Annotated in this window: 18 protein-coding genes; 5 read left to right on the top strand and 13 right to left on the bottom strand. The window is 67.2% G+C overall.

What is annotated here, in order from left to right:
- Positions 1 to 122: 122 nt before the first annotated feature.
- The 9 genes from copC to ACE3TH_RS10870 form a co-directional block, all read right to left on the bottom strand.
- Complete coding sequence (copC, locus tag ACE3TH_RS10910) at positions 123 to 482, bottom strand: copper homeostasis periplasmic binding protein CopC (RefSeq protein ID WP_017504248.1); 360 nt, start codon at positions 480 to 482, stop codon at positions 123 to 125.
- A gap of 80 nt (positions 483 to 562) precedes the next feature.
- Positions 563 to 961 (bottom strand): copper resistance CopC family protein, encoded by a 399-nt coding sequence (locus ACE3TH_RS10905; protein WP_017504249.1) that lies wholly within the window; start codon positions 959 to 961, stop codon positions 563 to 565.
- A 13-nt stretch (positions 962 to 974) separates the two neighbouring features.
- On the bottom strand, positions 975 to 2,171 hold the full coding sequence (locus tag ACE3TH_RS10900; protein ID WP_017504250.1) for a copper resistance protein B: 1,197 nt from the start codon (positions 2,169 to 2,171) through the stop codon (positions 975 to 977).
- Positions 2,168 to 3,970 carry a copper resistance system multicopper oxidase gene (locus ACE3TH_RS10895; protein ID WP_026108282.1) on the bottom strand — a complete coding sequence of 601 codons (1,803 nt, stop codon included), beginning with the start codon at positions 3,968 to 3,970 and terminating at the stop codon, positions 2,168 to 2,170. The genes ACE3TH_RS10900 and ACE3TH_RS10895 overlap by 4 nt, the downstream gene beginning before the upstream one ends.
- Positions 3,971 to 4,109: 139 nt before the next feature.
- A complete protein-coding gene (locus tag ACE3TH_RS10890) occupies positions 4,110 to 4,670 on the bottom strand; it encodes an RNA polymerase sigma factor (protein ID WP_026108283.1) in 561 nt (186 codons plus the stop codon).
- A 6-nt stretch (positions 4,671 to 4,676) separates the two neighbouring features.
- Positions 4,677 to 5,117 (bottom strand): Spy/CpxP family protein refolding chaperone, encoded by a 441-nt coding sequence (locus tag ACE3TH_RS10885; RefSeq protein WP_017504253.1) that lies wholly within the window; start codon positions 5,115 to 5,117, stop codon positions 4,677 to 4,679.
- Positions 5,117 to 5,380 (bottom strand): hypothetical protein, encoded by a 264-nt coding sequence (locus ACE3TH_RS10880; RefSeq protein ID WP_017504254.1) that lies wholly within the window; start codon positions 5,378 to 5,380, stop codon positions 5,117 to 5,119. Before ACE3TH_RS10880 ends, ACE3TH_RS10885 begins: the two co-directional genes overlap by 1 nt.
- A 160-nt stretch (positions 5,381 to 5,540) precedes the next feature.
- Positions 5,541 to 6,461 carry a copper homeostasis membrane protein CopD gene (gene copD / locus ACE3TH_RS10875; RefSeq protein WP_315026663.1) on the bottom strand — a complete coding sequence of 307 codons (921 nt, stop codon included), beginning with the start codon at positions 6,459 to 6,461 and terminating at the stop codon, positions 5,541 to 5,543.
- A gap of 306 nt (positions 6,462 to 6,767) precedes the next feature.
- On the bottom strand, positions 6,768 to 7,010 hold the full coding sequence (locus tag ACE3TH_RS10870; protein WP_155965845.1) for a helix-turn-helix transcriptional regulator: 243 nt from the start codon (positions 7,008 to 7,010) through the stop codon (positions 6,768 to 6,770).
- Between the two features lie 384 nt (positions 7,011 to 7,394).
- Between ACE3TH_RS10870 and ACE3TH_RS10865 the strand changes: the two genes are divergently transcribed.
- The 4 genes from ACE3TH_RS10865 (at position 7,395) to ACE3TH_RS10850 (ending at position 14,272) form a co-directional block, all read left to right on the top strand.
- Positions 7,395 to 7,841, top strand: coding sequence for an RNA polymerase sigma factor (locus ACE3TH_RS10865; protein ID WP_374599738.1), 447 nt, complete (start codon positions 7,395 to 7,397; stop codon positions 7,839 to 7,841).
- 9 nt (positions 7,842 to 7,850) lie between these two features.
- The gene (locus ACE3TH_RS10860) at positions 7,851 to 8,828 is read left to right on the top strand and encodes a FecR domain-containing protein (protein WP_017504259.1); all 978 of its coding nucleotides are present in this window, start codon (positions 7,851 to 7,853) and stop codon (positions 8,826 to 8,828) included.
- Positions 8,829 to 8,920: 92 nt separating this feature from the next.
- Positions 8,921 to 11,875, top strand: a complete 2,955-nt coding sequence (locus ACE3TH_RS10855) for a TonB-dependent receptor (RefSeq protein WP_336970941.1) — start codon at positions 8,921 to 8,923, stop codon at positions 11,873 to 11,875.
- Between the two features lie 6 nt (positions 11,876 to 11,881).
- A complete protein-coding gene (locus ACE3TH_RS10850; protein ID WP_017504261.1) occupies positions 11,882 to 14,272 on the top strand; it encodes a prolyl oligopeptidase family serine peptidase in 2,391 nt (796 codons plus the stop codon).
- Here the strand turns inward: ACE3TH_RS10850 and ACE3TH_RS10845 are convergent.
- From ACE3TH_RS10845 to ACE3TH_RS10830, 4 genes are all read right to left on the bottom strand, one after another.
- Positions 14,205 to 15,920, bottom strand: coding sequence for an asparagine synthase-related protein (locus ACE3TH_RS10845; protein ID WP_017504262.1), 1,716 nt, complete (start codon positions 15,918 to 15,920; stop codon positions 14,205 to 14,207). The two genes, ACE3TH_RS10850 and ACE3TH_RS10845, sit on opposite strands and share 68 nt — an antisense overlap.
- Positions 15,921 to 15,922: 2 nt before the next feature.
- Positions 15,923 to 16,588, bottom strand: coding sequence for a lasso peptide biosynthesis B2 protein (locus ACE3TH_RS10840; RefSeq protein WP_017504263.1), 666 nt, complete (start codon positions 16,586 to 16,588; stop codon positions 15,923 to 15,925).
- Positions 16,589 to 16,891: 303 nt separating this feature from the next.
- Positions 16,892 to 17,020 (bottom strand): hypothetical protein, encoded by a 129-nt coding sequence (locus tag ACE3TH_RS10835; RefSeq protein ID WP_280513210.1) that lies wholly within the window; start codon positions 17,018 to 17,020, stop codon positions 16,892 to 16,894.
- Between the two features lie 70 nt (positions 17,021 to 17,090).
- The gene (locus tag ACE3TH_RS10830; protein ID WP_017504266.1) at positions 17,091 to 17,657 is read right to left on the bottom strand and encodes a GntR family transcriptional regulator; all 567 of its coding nucleotides are present in this window, start codon (positions 17,655 to 17,657) and stop codon (positions 17,091 to 17,093) included.
- Between the two features lie 205 nt (positions 17,658 to 17,862).
- On the opposite strand from ACE3TH_RS10830, the gene ACE3TH_RS10825 reads away from it, so the two are divergent.
- The gene (locus ACE3TH_RS10825) at positions 17,863 to 18,390 is read left to right on the top strand and encodes an XRE family transcriptional regulator (protein ID WP_374599737.1); all 528 of its coding nucleotides are present in this window, start codon (positions 17,863 to 17,865) and stop codon (positions 18,388 to 18,390) included.

Below are 18,390 nucleotides of genomic sequence, written 5' to 3'. Positions count from 1 at the left end.
GCGTCGTCCTGCTCTGGATCCGGCTGGAACGGGATCTGATACAGTGGCGGGGGGGCGGGCGGGGGCCCCCCCCGCCCGCCCCCCGCCCCGCCCGCCCCCCCCCCCCCCCCCCCGCGGCCGGCTCAGCGAACCGTAAAGGCGACGGCGCCGGTCATCCGGTGACCGTCCGAGGACGCGATGCGCCAGTTGATGGTGTAGGCGCCCGCCCCCAGCGTGCGCCCGGGCGCGCCCGAGACGGTCTTGCCGTCCTCCGACACGCGCGTGCGCACCGGGATCACCTCCCCTGCGGCGTTCGTCAGATCGAACCCGGAGAAGGCCGGAGCCACCCGCTCGCTGAAGGTTAGTGAGATCGCGCGCGGCGCGGCGACTACGGCGTTTGCGGCGGGATCGGATCGCATCAGGCGGGCGTGGGCCTCGGCGGTGACGGCCGAGACTGAAAGGATCGCCACGCTCAGGGCGGCGACGGTGAAAGGGGCGCGCATCAAGGCAGTCTCCACTCGGGAAAGGTTTCGAACAGCGGCGATGACGCCGGGGCGTCCGGCGTCATCGCTCGCCCCGGCGGTCAGTGGACCATGAAGCGGACTGTTCCGCTCATGCTGTGTCCATCGGCGCCCTGGGCGGTCCAGGCGAGAGTGTAGTTACCCGGCGCGAGACGCGGCAGGGCCGTCGACACACGGGTGGTGGCGGCCGCCGCGGCTACGGGGGCCTGGATCGCCGGTCGCCCCTGCGGCGTGATCGTGACGGTCCGCAAGGTCATGGGATGCGGGAAGGTCGCCGAAAACCGCTCCGGAGACCCGTTCAGCATCGCGCCGTCCGACGGGGCGGTGACCACGCCGGTCTGGGCCTGGGCCCCGGCGGCCGGAGCGTGGGCGCCATGGCCGGCGTGACCCTGTTGCTGGGCCAGAGCCGGCGAGGCGACGAGTGCGGCCGCAGCAGCGGCGAGCAGGATGGATTTGCGCATGTCTTTTATCTCCTTAGAACCACGCACGCACACCGACGACGACCCGGGTGTGCTCGGGCTCCCCGCCCAGAGCGCGAGTCAGGTCGGCGGTGCCGCCCAGATCGCTGCTCCATTCGACCCCGACATAGGGGGCGAATTCCTTTTTGAACTCATAGCGAAGGCGCATCCCGGCCGAGACATGGGTCAGGCCCGACGCCAGCCTCAGCTCCGGGATATCCGAGGCCGAAGCCTCGATCTCCAGACGCGGCTGCAGGATCAGCTTCTGGGTGATGCGCTGGTCGTACTCAGCCTCGAGCCGCGCGGTCAGGTCGCCCTCCGTGGAGAGAAAGGCGGCGCCGTCGACCTCGAACCAGTAGGGCGCCAATCCCTGCACGCCGAGCACCAGATGGGTCCTGTCCGCTCCGTCCTCGCCGAAATCCTGGCGCACGCCGGCCTGAACGTCCCAGAACGGCGCGAAGGCGCGGCTGTACAGCGCCTGCACCTCCCCTTCGACCTGACCATCGAAGTCGCCGCCGCCCTCTGACTTCCACCAGAACCGGTTGATGTCCCCGCCGGACCAGCCGCCCACGTCCCAGACCCAGGTGTCCGCCCCGTCACCGAAGCCCGCCTCGAGCCGGTCGATGATAACGGCCGTGGTGCGCATGTCGCCGTTCTCCCGCACGAGGATCTCCCGGGCGCTCGCCATCGCGGCTTCGCCGAAGATGGCGTCTGCCGCATGTCGCGGGCCAGACAGCGCTGCGGGCGGCGGCGGCGGGACAGGAGGACGGCCGGCGTCGTTCGCGCTGGTCGGCACGTCCGGCGGCCCCATGGCGCCCATTCCGCTCATGTCATGACCCGCGTGCGGATCGCCGGGCTGCGACGGCATCGCGCCCATGTCATGGCCGGCATAGGGATCGGCAGGGTCCTGGCCCGAACCCATGTCATGGCCCGCATGCGGATCCTCCGCCTGCACGGGCGTCGTTCCCATGTCGTGACCCGCGTGCGGATCGACGTCGGGCGATTGCGACGACGGAGGCATGCCGCGCCCCATGTCATGGCCGGCGTGCGGATCGTCTGCGGACGGCGCGGTGGTCGGACCGGATGTCTGAACGGGTGTCGGGGCCGATGCCCGGGCCGGCGCCTGCGCGGGACGATGCTGGCCGTGGTCCTGGGCCGTCGCGGTTCCGGCGGCGGCCATCAGCGGCAGAAGGCAGATCGCGAGCCGGATCATGCGGCGTCTCCATCGAGGGGCCGCACGGTGACGACGTTGAACATGCCGGCATGCATGTGCATCAGCATGTGGCAGTGGAAGGCCCAGTCTCCTGGCGCATCGGCGGTCAGGTCGAAGGTGACCTTGGAACCGGGCGCCACATTGACGGTGTGCTTCAGCGGCTGGTGCCCGTCCGGACCGCCCGTCACCAGTTCGAAGAAGTGGCCATGCAGGTGAATCGGGTGGGACATCATGGTGTCGTTCACCAGGGTCACCCGGACGCGCTCGTCGCGCTCGAAGCGGATGGGCTCGACCAGTTCTGAGAACTTGCGACCGTCGAAGCCCCACATAAACCGCTCCATGTTGCCCGTCAGGTGGATCTCCATCGCACGCGCCGGGGGGCGCTGGTCCTTGTTCGGCGTCAACGACACCAGGTCGGTGTAGACCAGCACTCGGTGTGGTTCATTCTCGAGCCCCATGGGGCGTTCGCCCAGCCGGTTGGCCGGCGAGGGCGCGACCATGTCCACCCCGACGCCGACCGCCATGTTGGCCGGCGCGTTGTCCGGGTTGCGCATGTCATGGCTCATGCCGCCGTGATCCATGGGCGCGGCCTGTGCGCCCGGCGCCATGGCGGAATGGTCCATCCCACTCATGTCCATCCCGCTGTGGTCCATCCCGGCCATCCCGCCATGATCCATTCCGGCCATGCCCCCCATGCCCATGTCGCGCATGGTCAGGGTCGGGACCTGCCGTAGCGGCGGAACCTCCGCCGTCATGCCCATCCTGGGCGCCAGGGTCGCACGCCCCATGCCAGAGCGATCCACCGCCTCGGAGACGATGGTGTAGGCGCGATCCTCGGTCGGCTGGACGATGACATCATAGGTTTCAGCCACGGAGATCTGGAACTCGTCGGTCTCGACCGGCCGCACATTCTCGCCGTCGGCATTGACCACGGTCATGGCCAGCCCTGGAATGCGGACGTTGAAGATGGTCATGGCCGAAGCGTTGATGACGCGAAGGCGGACCCGCTCGCCAGGTTGGAACAGGCCGGTCCAGTTCTCCTGCGGGCCATGGCCGTTGACCAGATAGGTATAGGTTGTTCCGGTCACATCGGAGATGTCTCTGGGGTCCATTCGCATGGAGCCCCACATCCTGCGGTCCGCGAGGCTCACGCCATCCGCTCCCGACAGCAGACCCGAAAGCGTGGTGCGTTGCTGGTTGAAGTAGCCGGGACTCTTCTTCAGCTTCTCCAGAATCTCGTGCGGGTGCATGAAGCTCCAGTCCGACAGGACCAGCACATGTTCGCGGTCATAGGCGACCGGGTCGCCGCCGGCGGGATCGATGATCAGAGGCCCGTAGTGACCCATCGCTTCCTGAAGGCCGGAGTGCGAATGGTACCAGTAGGTCCCCGACTGGATCACCGGGAATTCGTAGACGAAGGTTTCCCGAGGGCGGATCCCGGGGAAACTGATACCCGGCACGCCGTCCATCTGGAACGGCAGGAGGAGGCCGTGCCAATGGATGGACGTATCTTCATCCAGGGTGTTGGTCACCATGAGACGAACGTTCTGCCCTTCGCGAAGGCGCACCAGAGGCGCCGGAAGGGTCCCGTTGACCGTGACGGCATGGCCGGTCCGGCCGCCGACGGTGAACGGCGAGTGTCCGACGCTCAGACGAACTTCGGGCCCCTCCACAGTAGGCAAGGCGGGCGCCAGTCCGCGCGAGCCCGTCTGGGCCCATGCGGGGAGCAACCCCTGCGCCGCCCACAGACCCGCGGCGCCCGCTGCGCCGCCGAAAAGGGCTCGTCGATGAAGCCTCATGCTCTACTCCGCCAGGGTGTGCCCGCCGCGCGGGCCTTCTCAGGGATTTACGCACGGGACGGCGCTCCCCCTCGCGACAGGGCGCCGCAGCTCTCACATCCGCTATCGGACCCTGCCGCCCCGACGCGCGCGCCCGCGCTCAGGCCTCCCGAAGCGGGGCCAGGGTGTTTGCGAGCGACCGCCGCGCCCTCGCCACCCGGGTTTCCACCGTCTTGACCGAAACGCCCAAAATCGCCGCGACCTCAGCCTGACTGAGGTCCTCCATCGTCGTCAGCAGAAGCGGCTCCTTCAGCTTCGTCGGCAGGTCGACGACCGCGCGGTCCAGCGCCCGCAGGAGCGCTTGCGCCGCGACCTGATCGTCCGGCGCCGGGTCCTTTCCCTCGACCCGCATGGCCTCGAGGCCATCGAGCGGCGTGGCGTTCACCAGCCAACGCCGAACCTGACGGCGTCGGCTCCAGTCCCGGCATTTGTTGATGGCGATGGTCCGCAGCCAGGCCGCGAAGGGGCGTGAGGGATCGTAGCGCCGAATCGCCAGCCACGCCGCCGCATAGGCGTCCTGGATCAGGTCGTAGGCCTCTTCAGCATCGCCAACATAGCGGCGCACGAAGCGGTAAAGGTCGTCCTTTGTCGTCTGCATGAGACGCCCGAATGCTTCCGGATCGCCGGTGGCGGCGCGGGTTTCGAGGCTCTCAGGGGTCACCGAGGCTCACGCGCCCTCGGCGAGAAGCGCGGCGACCAGCTTCTCGTCGAACCGGTCCGCCTGGGCCGGCGTCATCACCGTCCTCATCTCGAAGATGTGCGCGATGGTCGCCTGCTGCAGCTCGCCCATGGCGTCATGGAAATGATCGACGGCCGGCTGCACGACGCTCGCATCGCCATCGCTGGCGGAAATGGCGGCCGCCAGTTCCCGGTTGGCGGCCTGGACGCGCGCCTCGAGCTCGACGCGCCGGGGCGCGAAGCGCGTCTCTATGGCTTCTATGCGGACGCGCTGATCGGCGTCGAGCGCCAGATCGCGGTGAACGATCGCATGCAGGGACGGCGGCGCCTCCCGCTTCAGAACCCAGGTCGCGCCGCCCCAGGCCCCCGCGCCGCTGGCAATCAGCGCCAGGACCACGGTGATGGCGACCGACTTCCAGCCCATCGACATCACCGGCCCTCCAGCCGCGCGAGAGGCGATGCCGCCCCCATGCCGAACACCGCCATCTCCGAGGGCTCCGCGTGCGCCAGACTGGCGCCGACGCCGCCGTTGACGAGCCCCAGGCCGAGCGCAAGCGCCACGGCGACGCCGCGCAGCCGTCCGCCGGCCCGGCTGGTCTCAAGACTTCGCACGCGTCGCCAGACCTGTCCTTCCAGGTCCTCCAGCGAGGCCCCGCCGCCGTCCATACGCAACAGTCGATCCAGATCGTCCATTTGCCTTGCCTTTCCACGCCCCTCGCCACTGATTTACGCGGCGCCGCGCCAATCCCCTTGAAATCCGCCCGCCTTGCGACCTTACGCGCGACATCGCGCCCTGACACCCTCCGCATCACGGATACCGCGACGGGCGGGAGCCCGGCGAGATCCTACTCCTTCAGAACCCCGAACCCGGTGGAGGCTGAATGCCGAGGATCGCCACGACCGCCACAAGCGCCGCGCCGACCACGCTCTCCAGAATGACGCTGCGCTTCAGACGTCCCAGGGACGCCATGCGCGCGTCGACCGTTTGCAGGGACCGACCCAGCGCCGGCGTCAGGGCGAAACGGTTGGATGCGGCCAGGACCAACATCAGACCGAACAGGACCAGCTTGACGATCAGCAGTTGTCCATAAGCGGTGTCCGGCGCCAGACGCAGATTGGCCATTCCGACTGTGAAGGTGGTGTTGACGAGACCCGAAGCCGTGAGAAGACCCACAGCCAGCGTGCCGAGGCCGGAAAACCCTTTCAGCGCCTGATGGAACATGGCTGCATCGGTGGCGCGGGCCGACCTGCGCGACAGCATGAGCCAGAACGCCGCCAGGGCTCCCAGCCACAGGGCCGCCGCGAGGACGTGAACGATATCCGCGACGAGGTGAAGCCAGCGCCCGGGACCTTCGGTCGCCGCCCCATGCCCCAGCCAGGCCAGGGTGGCCACGACGACCGCGCCGACCGCCGCCAGCAGACTCCAGCCGCCGCGCGTCGGCCGGACGATGAGAAACAGGGCCGACAGCAGGGCCGCCCCCCCCGCGCGGACCAGAATTGCGAGCCCCAGGCCGGTATCCAGGGCGACATAGGACAAGGCCTCCGCCCTGAGAGCCTCCGTAAGCGAGCCCGCCATCATGGCGGTCTGGGCCACCAATGCCGCAAGCGCCGCCATCGCCATGAAGGCGGCGGTTCCGGCCAGCAGCGCGCGCGGCCATAAGGCAACCGACAGCGCGGATACCGGCATGCGCAGGGCGTAGAAGACCGGGACGCCGAACAGCAGCGCGGCGGCGGCGTATTGACCGAACCGCAGCAGGATAACGATCGTCTCCACGGGCTCCCCTTCCCCAAACCGAAGCTGCGGCCGCATCGCGTCGCACAGCACACCTGTAGAACTACGCGAGGGAGCCGACCTCCCCTCGTCCTGGGCCGCGCCGGGGGCCCTGGACCGACGCCGGCCCGGCCTCGACAGGACGGTCGCTTCCGGCCATGGTCGTGTTGGCGGGTCCCGGAGCGGAGAGGCGCCGGCCTGGAGCCAGGGGACGCATGCGTCGGCGGCGACCGGCGCCGAAACCTCCGGCTTCTGCACAGAAGTTCCAGACCCGCCCCCTCCCCCCGGTCCGGCCTGTGCGAGGACGCCTCAATCGTCCTCGGGATCGATGATGCCCGCCCGTACGGCGACGGCGACGGCCTCGATCCGGGTGCGGACCTTCAGCTTGGCGCAGGTCTTCTCCAGATAGCTGTCGACCGTCCGATGAGAGAGTCCGACGATCTGGCCGATATCGACGGAGCTTTTGCCGCGACTGACCCAGAGCAGGCATTCGGCTTCACGAGCGCTCAACGGCGTGAAGGGGGCAGGTTCGGACGAGGGTGCGCAGTCCATGGGGGCTCCTTGACGTGTTTGATGCACGTTGCGCGGGAACCGGCATTTCAGGCAACGACAGTGAATTGCGGGCTGTCCGCAAGAATTTTGCGGAACGGGAGTTCGGACGGCTTCGCACGGGCCCGACTTGCGCGCCCGCCGCCTTTGATTCATGGTTGGTCTGCTGGCGCCTGCGCTGGTGGGGCTTGGAATCCCCTGTGCGATATCTGATCATCGACGGCCCCGCGCATATCGCGGATGTCGGTTGCCGACGGCTCCGGAGCCATGCGCTTGCGTGTGTGCGCCCGCCCGCGCGGCCGCGCCGGGATTCCGGACCTCTCGCAGATAGGCCGGAGAGGCATTGTGACAGAGGCGAAACAGCTCGGCGTGGATGGACGGGACGGCTTGAACCGCCTCTACCGGCAATACGCCCCCTGGCTGAGCCGTCGGCTGCGGTCGCGCATCGGGCCGGACGACGCCGCCGACGTGGTTCAGGAGACCTACATCCGCGCCGCGCCCTACGCCCTGGCGGACATCCGGCATCCAAAGGCCTTCCTTCTGCGGATCGCCATGAACCTTCTGCGGGACGAGCGCCGGCGACAGTCGCGCCAGCCGCAGCAGAACGAGGCTGAAGCGCCTCCGCAAGGCGAGGCCGCCACCCAGTTCGACGAGCTTCTTCTATCGCAGGTCATCCATTCGATGCCTCCGCTCTACCGGAACGTCTTCGTTCTCAACCGCTTTGGCGGTATGACTTATCCAGAGATCGCCCGGACGCTCGAGATCAGTGTGCAGACGGTGCAATGGCGAATGGCCAGGGCGATCGAATACTGCGCGTCTCGGCTGGACCTTTAGGCAAGACGGATGACGATCGAGGGTAACGTCGACACGAGACGGAAGGAAGCGGCTGACTGGTTCGCGCGGCTCAACCAGCGCACGGTCACGACTGCGGATGTGAGAGGTTTCAGCGACTGGCGTCGCGATCCTGAGAACGCGCGCGCATTCAGCCGCGTCGAGGCGATGTGGGAGGCCGCCGGGACCCTGGCGAAAAATCCCGATATGGCCAACCTGACGCGGGACGCTGCAGCGGCGGCCAAGCCCGCCCGGAAGCCGAAGCTGGCGACGGGCCGTCTGATCCCGATCGGGGTCGTCGGCGCGCTGACCCTGGCGCTGGGTGCGGGCGGCGTCCTGTGGATGTCGCAGCAGCCGACGCGCTACGCGATCGCGGTCGGCGAGCAACGCACGATCCAGCTTGAAGACGGATCGCGCATCATCCTGGACACCGGCTCCGAGGTCGCGGTGCGGTTTACCGGGGGGCGTCGCTCGGTGACGCTCAACAACGGCCAGGCGATGTTTGACGTCGAGGGTGATCCGGCTCGACCCTTCATCGTGGACGCCGGAGACACCCGGGTGACGGCGATCGGTACCCGGTTCGACGTGCGCCGATCGGGGACAGGCGCCCGCGTCATTCTCGTCGAGGGTCGGGTCGACGTTAGACGAGATGCCGCGGCGGACGGCCGCTGGGCCTTATCGCCCGGTCAGGAGGTCACGACCTCGGCGCCCCGCCCGACGATCGCCACGGCCAACGTACCGGCCTCCACCAGTTGGACCAGCGGGCGGCTGACGTTCGAGAACACGCCCATCGCCGAGGCCGTGGCGGAGGTGAACCGCTACAGCCGCGAGCCGATAGAGCTCCGCGACAACCGGATTTCCTCGGTGCAGGTCAGCGGAGTTTTCAATGCCGGGGACATCGACGGCTTCGTGGCCGCACTGAGTGACCTTTACGCCCTCCAGGCCACCAAGGCCGAGGATGGCCGCATCGTCCTCAGAGGCCCCGCCTGAAAATTTATCCGTACCCGACTTAGAGGAAACCCCGCGACCCAACGTCTCCTCCCCGCCCCGCACATCCGCGGGTAGAAAAACGGGGGATGGTCATGGGCCAAGGATTCACGTCAACCGCGCTTGCCGCACTGATGATAGGCGTCGCCACGCCGGTCATCGCACAGTCGAGCGATGTCGCGCGCCGCTTCGAGATCGCGGCTGGCCCGCTGGACCGCAGCCTTCCTGAGTTCGCTCGCCAGAGCGGGCTGCAGATTCTCTATCCCAGCGCGCTCGTGGCGGGGCGGCAGTCGCCCGCCGTCAACGGCGACCTGACGTCAGAGGTGGCGCTCACGCTGCTCCTTCGCGATTCCGGACTGACCTATCGCCAGAGCCGCCCGACCGTGTTCGTCCTCGTCGATCCCTCGGCCCGCGCCGAAGTGTCCGGGGTCGAGGCGGTCGAGCTCGACGAGGTCGTCGTCACCGGCACCTATCTGCGCGGCGCCGATAGCCCGTCCCCGGTGACCGTCATCACTCAAGCTGACGTCGCGCGACAAGGCCGGGCGACCGTCGCGGAGACCTTGGCGGCGATGCCGCAGAACTTCACCGGCGCGGCCTACGAAGGCTCCGCCAATACCGGGGCCGACCGCTCTGGACGCAACATCGGATCCGCGACCGGCGTCAATCTCCGTGGCCTCGGGGCCGACGCGACTCTGGTGCTGGTCAACGGGCGACGGGTCGCCGGAACGGGCAGCGCCGGGGACTTCGCGGACATCTCCAACATCCCGTCCAGCGCCATTTCGCGGGCCGATGTCCTGCTCGACGGCGCCTCAGCCCTCTATGGCGCGGACGCGGTCGGCGGCGTGGTCAATATCATTCTCAGGTCTCGTTTCGAAGGCGCAGAGACCCGGGTCCGCGTCGGCGGAACGAGCGACGGCGGCTCCGAGGAGTTCCTCTTCTCCCATGGTGGAGGTCTAAGCTGGGGAAGCGGCAGCATCGTCGCCGCCTACGAGTATCACGATCGCAGCGAGCTCCAGGGGGCAGACCGCGACGCTACCGCGGACGCCGACCTGCGCCGGTTTGGAGGAACAGATCGCCGGCTCCTCACGGCTTCACCCGGAAACATCGTCCGCCTCGACGCCGCCACCGCGACCTACATTCCGCTCTTCGCGATCCCTTCCGGCCAGAATGGCATTGGTCTCGCGCCCGGCGAATTCCTAGCCGGGCGGATCAACAGGACGAATCAACTCGAAGGTCAGTGGTTCCTGCCGGATCAGAAGCGTCAGAGCGTCTTTCTGGCGGCGAGGCAGAACCTCCCGGCCGGGTTCAGTCTGGACGGCGATGTCCGATACACCGAGCGAGACTTCTTCCTGAAGACCAGCGCGGACGCGGGGACCTTCACCGTCACCGCCGCCAATCCCTACTTCGTGTCGCCGAACGGCTCGACCTCCCATGACATCGCCTTCTCGTGGGTCAACGATCTGGGACCGGGCGTGTCCGAAGGGAGCTCCGAGAGCGTCGGCGGTGCGATCGGTGTATCGGGCGAACTGCTCGGCTGGAATGTCTCCGCCTATGCCAGCGGCGCACAGGAGACCACCGACCGGCGTCTGTCCAATCGTGTGCAGACAACCTTCCTGCAGGAAGCACTGGGCGCACGAGCGGATCTACCGACCACGACATTCAGGACAGCGACGGACGGCTTCTTCAACCCGTTTGGCGGCCCGGCCGCGAACTCCGCCACGATCCTGGCGCACATCGGCTCGGGCTACACCGATACCGACTACGTCAGCACGGTGTCGTCCTTCAACGTCAAGACGGATGGGACCGTCTTCGAGCTGCCCGGTGGTCCGTTGCAGGCTGCGTTTGGCCTGGACTTCCGCGCCGAGCGGTTCGAGTCGGGTGGCGAGAGTTTTCTGTCCGGAACCGCTCCACGCGTGACCGCCCCGATCTCATTCGAACGAGACGTTTCCTCTGCTTTCGCCGAAGTGCGCGTTCCGATTTTCGGCTCAGCGAACGCCCGCCCCGGCCTGGAACGGCTGGAACTGTCGCTGGCGGGGAGAGTGGAAGACCACGAGGGTGTGGGGAGGACGCGCAATCCCAAGCTCGGCGTGCTCTACGGCCCGACACCCGATCTGGTGTTGCGAGCCTCCTGGGGGACGTCTTTTCGCGCGCCATCCCTCAGGGAGTTGCAGAGCGCCTATCAGATCGGCCCGTCGTTCCTGAACCGCGGCGGCGGCAACGTCCTGACCCTCATCCAGTACGGCGGAAACCCCGACCTCAGACCGGAAACCGCCGAGTCGATCACAGCGGGCTTCGTCTGGACGCCGGCCGCCTACGACGGTCTCCGCCTCGAAGGGAGCTGGTTCCGCACGCAGTTTAACGACCGCATCGGCAATCCGGTTCTTCAGAACCTCGTCAACGCGCTGAACGACCCGGCACTGGCCCCCTTCGTTCGCTATGTCACCCCGACCACGTCTTCGGATGACCGAGCCCTGGTCCAGTCGCTTCTGGACCACCCCGGCAACTTCAATCCGACGGTCTTCCCGGCGACCTCCTACGGCGTCATCGTGGACAATCGTTTCGTCAATGCGGCGAGCGTCGAAGTCGAGGGACTGGACTTGTCCGCGCGCTACCAGTTCGATCTCGCCGCCGGTCAGGCGATGATCGACACGACCATCACCCATCTGTTGACCAATAATCGGCAGATCACCGCGGCCTCCCCCACCGAGCGCCTGCTCGGGGATCCGAACTTCCCGGCCAGATGGCGGGGGCGTGCCGGAACGCAGTGGATCCGCGGTCCGGTCACTCTGGGACTGGCCGCGAATTATGTCAGCGGCGGCACCGACCCGTTGACCAATCGCGGGATCGACGACTGGACCACCTTCGACGGTCAGGTGCGATACGATTTCGCGGCGGGTTGGGGGGAAGATCTTTCGCTCAGCCTCAATGTGCTGAACCTCTCCAATGCGACGCCGCCCTTCTACGACTCCCCCAACGGTCTTGGTTTCGACGGCGCCAATACCAATGCGCTCGGACGCCAGGTCTCCCTCCAGCTCGTCAAGCGCTGGTGATCCGACATGCGCATCACTGTGTTGTGCGCGCTCGGCGCGCTCGTGCTCGCATGCCCATCGCGCGCTGATACGGAGCCCCTCACCCTCGACACGCTGCTCGGCCTGGAGACTTTCGGACGGATAGAGATCGATCCCTCGGGCTCTGTCGCCGTCTTCGAGGAGCGGCGCGCGCGTGGAAATCTTCCGCAGTATGATCTGCAGCCCGAAGGCTTTCTCCGGTACGCAAATCTTTACCGCCTTGACCTCGACGGACCCTCCGGAATCAAGCCGCTGCTGCCGATGGAAGAGGACGCGGGCTACACCATGGGGCCCTTCTCGCCCGACGGCTCTCAGCTCGTCGTGTATCGTCTCCAGGGGCACGTGTTCCGGCTCGGCATCGTCGATCTGAGGACCGGAGTCGTCGCCTGGAGCGACCTCTCTCCCGAGAGCGGCGCCTGGGGGCGCTCCGTGCAGTGGATCTCGGACAACGAGCTGCTGGTGCTCGGTATGCCTGACGGCGATCTGCCGCCGCGCCTGGCGATCCAGATCGTCACCCAGACCCGCCTCCCCGATCTCTGGGCCCGGGCCGCACGGGGTCAGTCGGCCTTCGTGTCCGCCGGCCACGGGGCGCCCGAGGAAATCCGCGAGTCCCGCACCCTCTGGCGCGTGAATGCCGATACGGGCGCCGCCACGGTCCTGACCGACGGCGACTTCCTTGACTTCGAAGCCTCCCCGGACGGGAGCCATGTCGCCGTGCTCAAGGACGGCCCTCTGGCCGCTCCCCCGGGCCTGGACGCCTCGACCGAGTTTCGCCGGGCGCGGTCGTTGCGTCTGGTGAACACGCGGACGGGTTCGTGGGTAGACCCGCCCGAGGCCGTGGACATCTCCACCAGCCTTCTCGGCTGGTCACCGGATTCCTCGGCGTTACTGGTGAGCGTCGTCGGTGCCGATCCTGCCCGTCTCCTCTCGATCTCGCCGACTGGCCAGGTTCAGGATCGAACTCCGACCGGCGTGTCGCCGGACAAAGAGCCCGACGTCTTCGGAAGCCCGACGGCACACGCGGCCTGGCTTGGCGGCGAAGTCGTCGTTCGCGGCGCCCGCGACGGGCAAATGGCATGGTGGTCCGGACGCGGGACCGAGGTCGTCGCTGTGAACAGCCTGAGCAACACAGCGCGCGTGGTCGCTCGTGGACGACAGTCCGCACTTTTCGAGGATCGAGGGCGCGTCCTTCGCCTCAGCTCCGACCTGTCGTCCGAGGATCTCGGCCAGACCGGCAGGACCTCACGCTCTCTCGGCATCTTCGGGTACAGACGCCAGACCGACCCGATGGGCGAGAGTGCGACGGAGGTGGTGGGAGACGGCGGCCGGTTGTGCCGGGTCTTCGCCGATGTCCAGGCCCAGCCGCCGGCATGCGTGGCTGCGAGACCCGGCGCCAGCGTCAGTTGGGAGCGCAGGGTCAGCGTCGGGATCGGAAGCGAAGGTCGTCAGCTCAACCAGCTCGAGGTCCGCAGTGACGCGGGTTCCGAGGTCGTAAGGCGTCTCAATCCGGAGCTCGACACGGTCTTTGTTCCGGAGGCCCGCCTGATCACAGGTCCAGACGGCGCCCGGGGCTGGCTGTTCCTGCCCGAGGCCAACTCCGGTCAACCGCCACCGGTGATCGTCATTCCCTACCCCGGAGCGACCTATCCCACCGCGCCGGTAAAGATGCGCCCGGAGATGGTGCAGATGACGCAGAACGGGGGGCTGCTTGTCGCAGCGGGCTATGCGGTCATCTACCCCGATCTACCGACGAACGCCGAGCCGTCGGTTGGCATAGCGGACAGGATTCTGGCCGTTGTCGACGCCGCCGCCGCCGACGGTTCGATCGATGCCCGTCGGATCGGACTCTGGGGTCATAGTTTCGGAGGTTGGTCGGTCATGATGAGCGCCGCCCAATCGCCCCGTTTCAGCGCAGTCGTAGCCCTCAACGGGCCCTACAATCTGCAACTGTCTCTCGCCGACATGGCCCAGAGCCAGCGCATCCTCGGCGGAAACACCATCGACGCCGTAAGTGGCGCGCGATGGCTCGAAACCGGGCAAGCAGGGATGCTCAGACCGTATTGGACTGATCCCGAGCGATATCGGCGAGGCAGCCCCTTCGAGCAAGCCGACCGGATCAGGACCCCGATCCTTCTTTTCCACGGCGAGCTGGACTTCCTCGGGTTTCACACCGAGCAGATGTACGCCGCACTCGTTCGTCTCCACCGACCGGTCGCGTTGACCTATCTGTTCGGCGAGGACCACAGCGTTCACAACCCGGGTAACGCCCGAGTCTACTACGATCAGCTGACGGCCTGGTTCGACCAGTATCTCAGGCCCGACGAGAGGCGATCCGGGCCTTCCACCGCCGAAGCCAGGCTTCGGTCAGCGCCAGGGTGAGCAATCGGGAGAAGCCACCCCGCCAGACCAGGGCCTCGCGGGTCATTTCGTCCGCGAGACCCTGAGGCAGGAGCTCCGCTGCGGCCAGTTCCCCTTCGAGGAGATAGTCTCGAAGGAAATCGAGCTTGCCGGCGACGGCTTCACCGTAGAACGCGCCCAGCTCTCCCTTGGAACGTCGATGGAAGATGGCGGCAGGGATGGCGTCGGCATAGGCGGCCCGCGCCGCAAAGCGGTCGCGTCCCCCCCACGTCAAATCGACGGAGGACCAGGCGAGCCCCGCTTCCACAACAGGCTGGCTGAGAAGCGGGTTCACGCAGGGCCCATTTCGACTCCGAACCGCGTGCCCCTGGAAGGCCTGGGAATTCACCAGTCCAAGAATCTGCATCACCTTCCCTGGAGGAACGCCCTTGAGCGCTTCGAGCCAGGGATGCCGCCGCTCACGCAACGCAAGGGAATGAGCGCGTCGCGTCTGCAACCAGGTTCTGGGCCAGAGCGACTGACCGGTCCATCGCGCAGCATCATGGAGAACCTGTGCCCGCGCGCGCATGCGCCGTTCCAGCACCTCGTCGAAGGCGATCAGGAACGTCGGCATCTGGAAGAACACCACGTCACCGCCCTGGCCGGTCAAAGAGCCCCAGGCGCCCGAACTTTCCACACGCCCCGCGATGTCGTCATTGTAGTCGGTATCGATATCGTTGGTTGCTGGCCGAAAGGCGTCTGTTGATCGAGCCAGACGCGCTGGAGACAGGGTCAGGCCGCTGCGCCTCACTTCCGTCAGGTCGTATCCGTGCCGTTCCACGACGGGCCGCGCGAACGCCCGCTCGTCGCCTTCCGGATCGCCAACGTAGTGATTGACCCATTGGGCGACGCGGGCACGCTGTTGATCCGTGAGCGCGCCGGCCACGATCGCCGAATCCAGACCTCCGCTGACCTCAGCGATCCACACCCGCTCTCCGGCCAGTGCCTGGACCGTCCGATCGACCACTTCACGGAGGTCAGGTCGCGCCTTCTCCCTGGCGTTCCGATAGATGTCCGCGGGGCTCCAGATTTGCCGGGACGCGACGCCGTCCCGGCCAGCGACCGTGAGGCCGCCTGCCGCGACCGGTGTGAGTCCGGACAACGCCAGTTCGTGGCGATAGCCGCCACCTCTTGCGAGCAGCCCCCGCATCGATTGCCAATCGATGGCGAGCTCATCGGGCAGCAGGCCGTCCAGGGCGGGCGGCGCGGTCGGCGCCACGACGCTCACACCGCCCTTGCGCCACACTACGGCCTCGACGGCTCCAGAGGGGTCTCGCAGAATCGCCGCGCCACCGGGGGTCCGCCGGATCAGGACGTAGCGTCCCCAGTGGGCGGACACGACTGTCGCTGCTTGCTTCGCGTCGAGCACACGGCAGGCCAGCACGCCGCGTTCGGCCGCCGATAACGGACAACCAGTCTGGTCGAACATCTCTCCGATCACGGCGCCGTGGCCGTCGAGAGCGGCTACGATCTCGACCCGGGATGTCGCGGGCGCGTAGACGGCGATGAAGGGGTGAAAGACGCGGCGACTCCAGCCGGCTCCGGCGAGGCGTCGAGCCACCTTCTGGCTCAGCGCCTCCAGCGCCGCCGCATCGTCTCCCATCAGAACGACGTAGGCATCCGCGCTCATGGTCACATCACCATGATCGGCCGGTAGATGTTCAACGTGTCCGGGGCCTGGCTGACGCAATGGTCCCCCACTTGGAGCCAGCAGTGCGCGAGGAACGGCCACAGCCGCACGCCGAAGACCCAGTCGGCGTCGAGGTCGGCGGCGTTCAGGAACCGGAGCAGGAGCTCGGCCTGGAACAGACAGGCGCCGACGACCGGCCCATAAGGAAGCATCTGGCGAAACACGCCGACCCTCGCCGCGATTGCAGCCAGGTCGTCACGACGTCCGCCACGTCCGGAGACATTCTGCGACAGCGCCTGCAGGGTTGGCTTGCGCCGTGCCGTATCGGCCCAGAGCAGCGCGAACGTCGCCATGTCTGCGGTGGAAGGCTTTCCGGCCTCGACATCCGGGAGACGATGCAGCGGGATCGGCGGCGGTGAGCGGCGAGGACCCGCTGGCCCATCCGCGTGGAGCAGCTCGTTCGCCGCCAGATCGAGCATGAGATCCATCGGGGCCAGCAATGATCCGCCGTCTACCTGGACCTGGCTGCAATCCGGAACCAGCAGATAGCCGTCCGTCGAGAGATCCAGCAGAACGAGATCGGAGCCCGCCTTGGCGGCATACACCGTGTCGGCGAGTCGGCCGCACTCGAGATGGTCTCCGAACGAGGGCGAGACGGCGGGCTGCATGAAGGTCCTTAGAGCTGAATGCGGTTGTCGCTTGGCTTTCCTGGGGCGGCAGATCGGGCCGTCAGCTGTGACGGCCCGTCCGTCTTCAGCCGACCGGCATATCCCACTTGAGGTGGGAGTTGAGCTCGACGAGCTCGCCGTCCATGGCAGCGCGGGTCAGGCATCGCGCCTGACCCAACCGCAGGACTCGGGTGGTGGCTTTCATCACCATTCTCCGTTTCGTCGTGATGCCCCTAGACGAACGACGCCACGGTCGGGACATCCCGGGCGTGTGGGCCGCCCCTGTGGGGGCGGCCCATTCGGTCAGGCGCCGACAGTGATGTCGTAGCGCTCGGCCGGGTTCAGCTCGATGAACTCGCCGAGGACGCCGGCCCGGGTGAGCTTGCGGGCGGCGCCCAGGCGAACGAGGCGCGAGATGCTCTTGGTGGTCATGGTCGTCTCCTCTTTCTGAAGGTCGACAGAAGGTCGACGACGCACCATCAGCACCCGGGTTCAAATCGATTCAAACGATATTGCGGATGTATTCGGCGCCGTCTGGATCAAGCCGCCTGACCCGCGCGGCCAGGCCGCCGGCGGCGGTCCGCCACCGCGCGTAGTAGGCGTTCAGGTGGTCCAGATCCGATCCTTCCGAAGGACATGTCGACCCATTCAGACGGCGGAGTGGGGCGAGCCGACGCCTGACCCGTAACAGGCTCTCGACCAGGGGCTGGTTGTCGCAGTGTTCCACCAATGTGACGATCCAGGCCTCTACCGCTTCGTCGGAGCCATCATCCAGCGGCGGCACGTTCATCGAACAGGTCGCTGCCAGCCGGACGTGGGCGGCCTCGAGGTCCAGCAATCCCACGATGTCTTCGACCGGCGCGGATCGCGTAAAGTAACCCAGCCCCCGCCGGTCTTCGACGAGACCTTCGCCGCAGAGCCGGGACAGAGCCTCCCGAACGGGACTGGTGCTGAGCTTCAGCGATGCGGCGATATCCGCTACTGACAGGTGCTGGCCCGGCGCGAGCCCCTGCTCGAGCGCCCTCCGCAGACTAGCCGTCGCGTCGCCGAAGGGATCACGCTGTCTCACGGGCCATCCCCGCAAGAAACCGCCTTCGCCCGTAGTTCATCGACCCTCCATCTGCGGGGCGCGCACGCGGCGAGGTAGCGTCTATACTCACATCCGCAAGAAACTTGCGCCATAACCGCAGCTTTTATGCTGTTGATCTTAATAGGCTTTCATTTGACGCAAGCCTGAGGCATTTTTCAACCTGCAGAGGTGACGGGAGTGTTGGTTGCGTGATGTCGATGGCGGGGCGGTGAACCGGAACATGGACAATCGGCAGACCCAGTCATCCAACGCGGTGCTCTCCTCCAGCCTGCGCCTCATCCGGTCTCACCGGCGGATGCGCACGGTCGACGTGGCCGCCGGGATGAACATGGCCCTCCGCTCCTACGAACATTTCGAGTCCGGGGCCGGACGCATCAACCTGGAGCGGATCCACCGGTTCGCCGAGGTCACGAACAGCGATCCGCATGCGATCCTGGCGGCTTTGGCGCTCGGCTCTCCGGCCTTCGCTCTGCGGTACGCCGACAACAAATTGGCGACCATCATCGCCGTCGTGCTTCAGGAATTCGACGAAGAGGCTGGTGACGCCATCATCGATCTCGACGCGCGAACGATCATCAACGCCTTCACCAAGACGCTGAAGGATCTCGCCGACCAGTCCGTCAGCAAGGATGCAGAGGCGGAGGCCTGGCTGGAGCAGCGCCGGGGCCGACTGAGGACGCCGGCGCGTCAGGACGGAAACGGCGAGAGCTGA

Origin of the sequence: Brevundimonas sp., assembly GCF_041919755.1 — a bacterium.
Taxonomy (GTDB): Bacteria; Pseudomonadota; Alphaproteobacteria; order Caulobacterales; family Caulobacteraceae; genus Brevundimonas.
Note: the sequence above shows the minus strand (reverse complement) of the source record. Positions and strands in the feature narration are given on the sequence as shown.

Excerpts from the sequence above, each read along its gene's own strand:
- ACE3TH_RS10900 (WP_017504250.1), bottom strand. The coding sequence starts at position 2,171 with ATGATCCGGCTCGCGATCTGCCTTCTGCCGCTGATGGCCGCCGCCGGA.
- ACE3TH_RS10905 (WP_017504249.1), bottom strand. The coding sequence starts at position 961 with ATGCGCAAATCCATCCTGCTCGCCGCTGCTGCGGCCGCACTCGTCGCC.
- ACE3TH_RS10850 (WP_017504261.1), top strand. The coding sequence starts at position 11,882 with ATGCGCATCACTGTGTTGTGCGCGCTCGGCGCGCTCGTGCTCGCATGC.
- ACE3TH_RS10855 (WP_336970941.1), top strand. The coding sequence starts at position 8,921 with ATGGGCCAAGGATTCACGTCAACCGCGCTTGCCGCACTGATGATAGGC.
- ACE3TH_RS10840 (WP_017504263.1), bottom strand. The coding sequence starts at position 16,588 with ATGCAGCCCGCCGTCTCGCCCTCGTTCGGAGACCATCTCGAGTGCGGC.
- ACE3TH_RS10880 (WP_017504254.1), bottom strand. The coding sequence starts at position 5,380 with ATGGACGATCTGGATCGACTGTTGCGTATGGACGGCGGCGGGGCCTCG.
- copC (WP_017504248.1), bottom strand. The coding sequence starts at position 482 with ATGCGCGCCCCTTTCACCGTCGCCGCCCTGAGCGTGGCGATCCTTTCA.
- ACE3TH_RS10895 (WP_026108282.1), bottom strand. The coding sequence starts at position 3,970 with ATGAGGCTTCATCGACGAGCCCTTTTCGGCGGCGCAGCGGGCGCCGCG.
- ACE3TH_RS10835 (WP_280513210.1), bottom strand. The coding sequence starts at position 17,020 with ATGACCACCAAGAGCATCTCGCGCCTCGTTCGCCTGGGCGCCGCCCGC.
- ACE3TH_RS10845 (WP_017504262.1), bottom strand. The coding sequence starts at position 15,920 with ATGAGCGCGGATGCCTACGTCGTTCTGATGGGAGACGATGCGGCGGCG.
- ACE3TH_RS10885 (WP_017504253.1), bottom strand. The coding sequence starts at position 5,117 with ATGTCGATGGGCTGGAAGTCGGTCGCCATCACCGTGGTCCTGGCGCTG.
- ACE3TH_RS10870 (WP_155965845.1), bottom strand. The coding sequence starts at position 7,010 with ATGGACTGCGCACCCTCGTCCGAACCTGCCCCCTTCACGCCGTTGAGC.
- ACE3TH_RS10860 (WP_017504259.1), top strand. The coding sequence starts at position 7,851 with ATGACGATCGAGGGTAACGTCGACACGAGACGGAAGGAAGCGGCTGAC.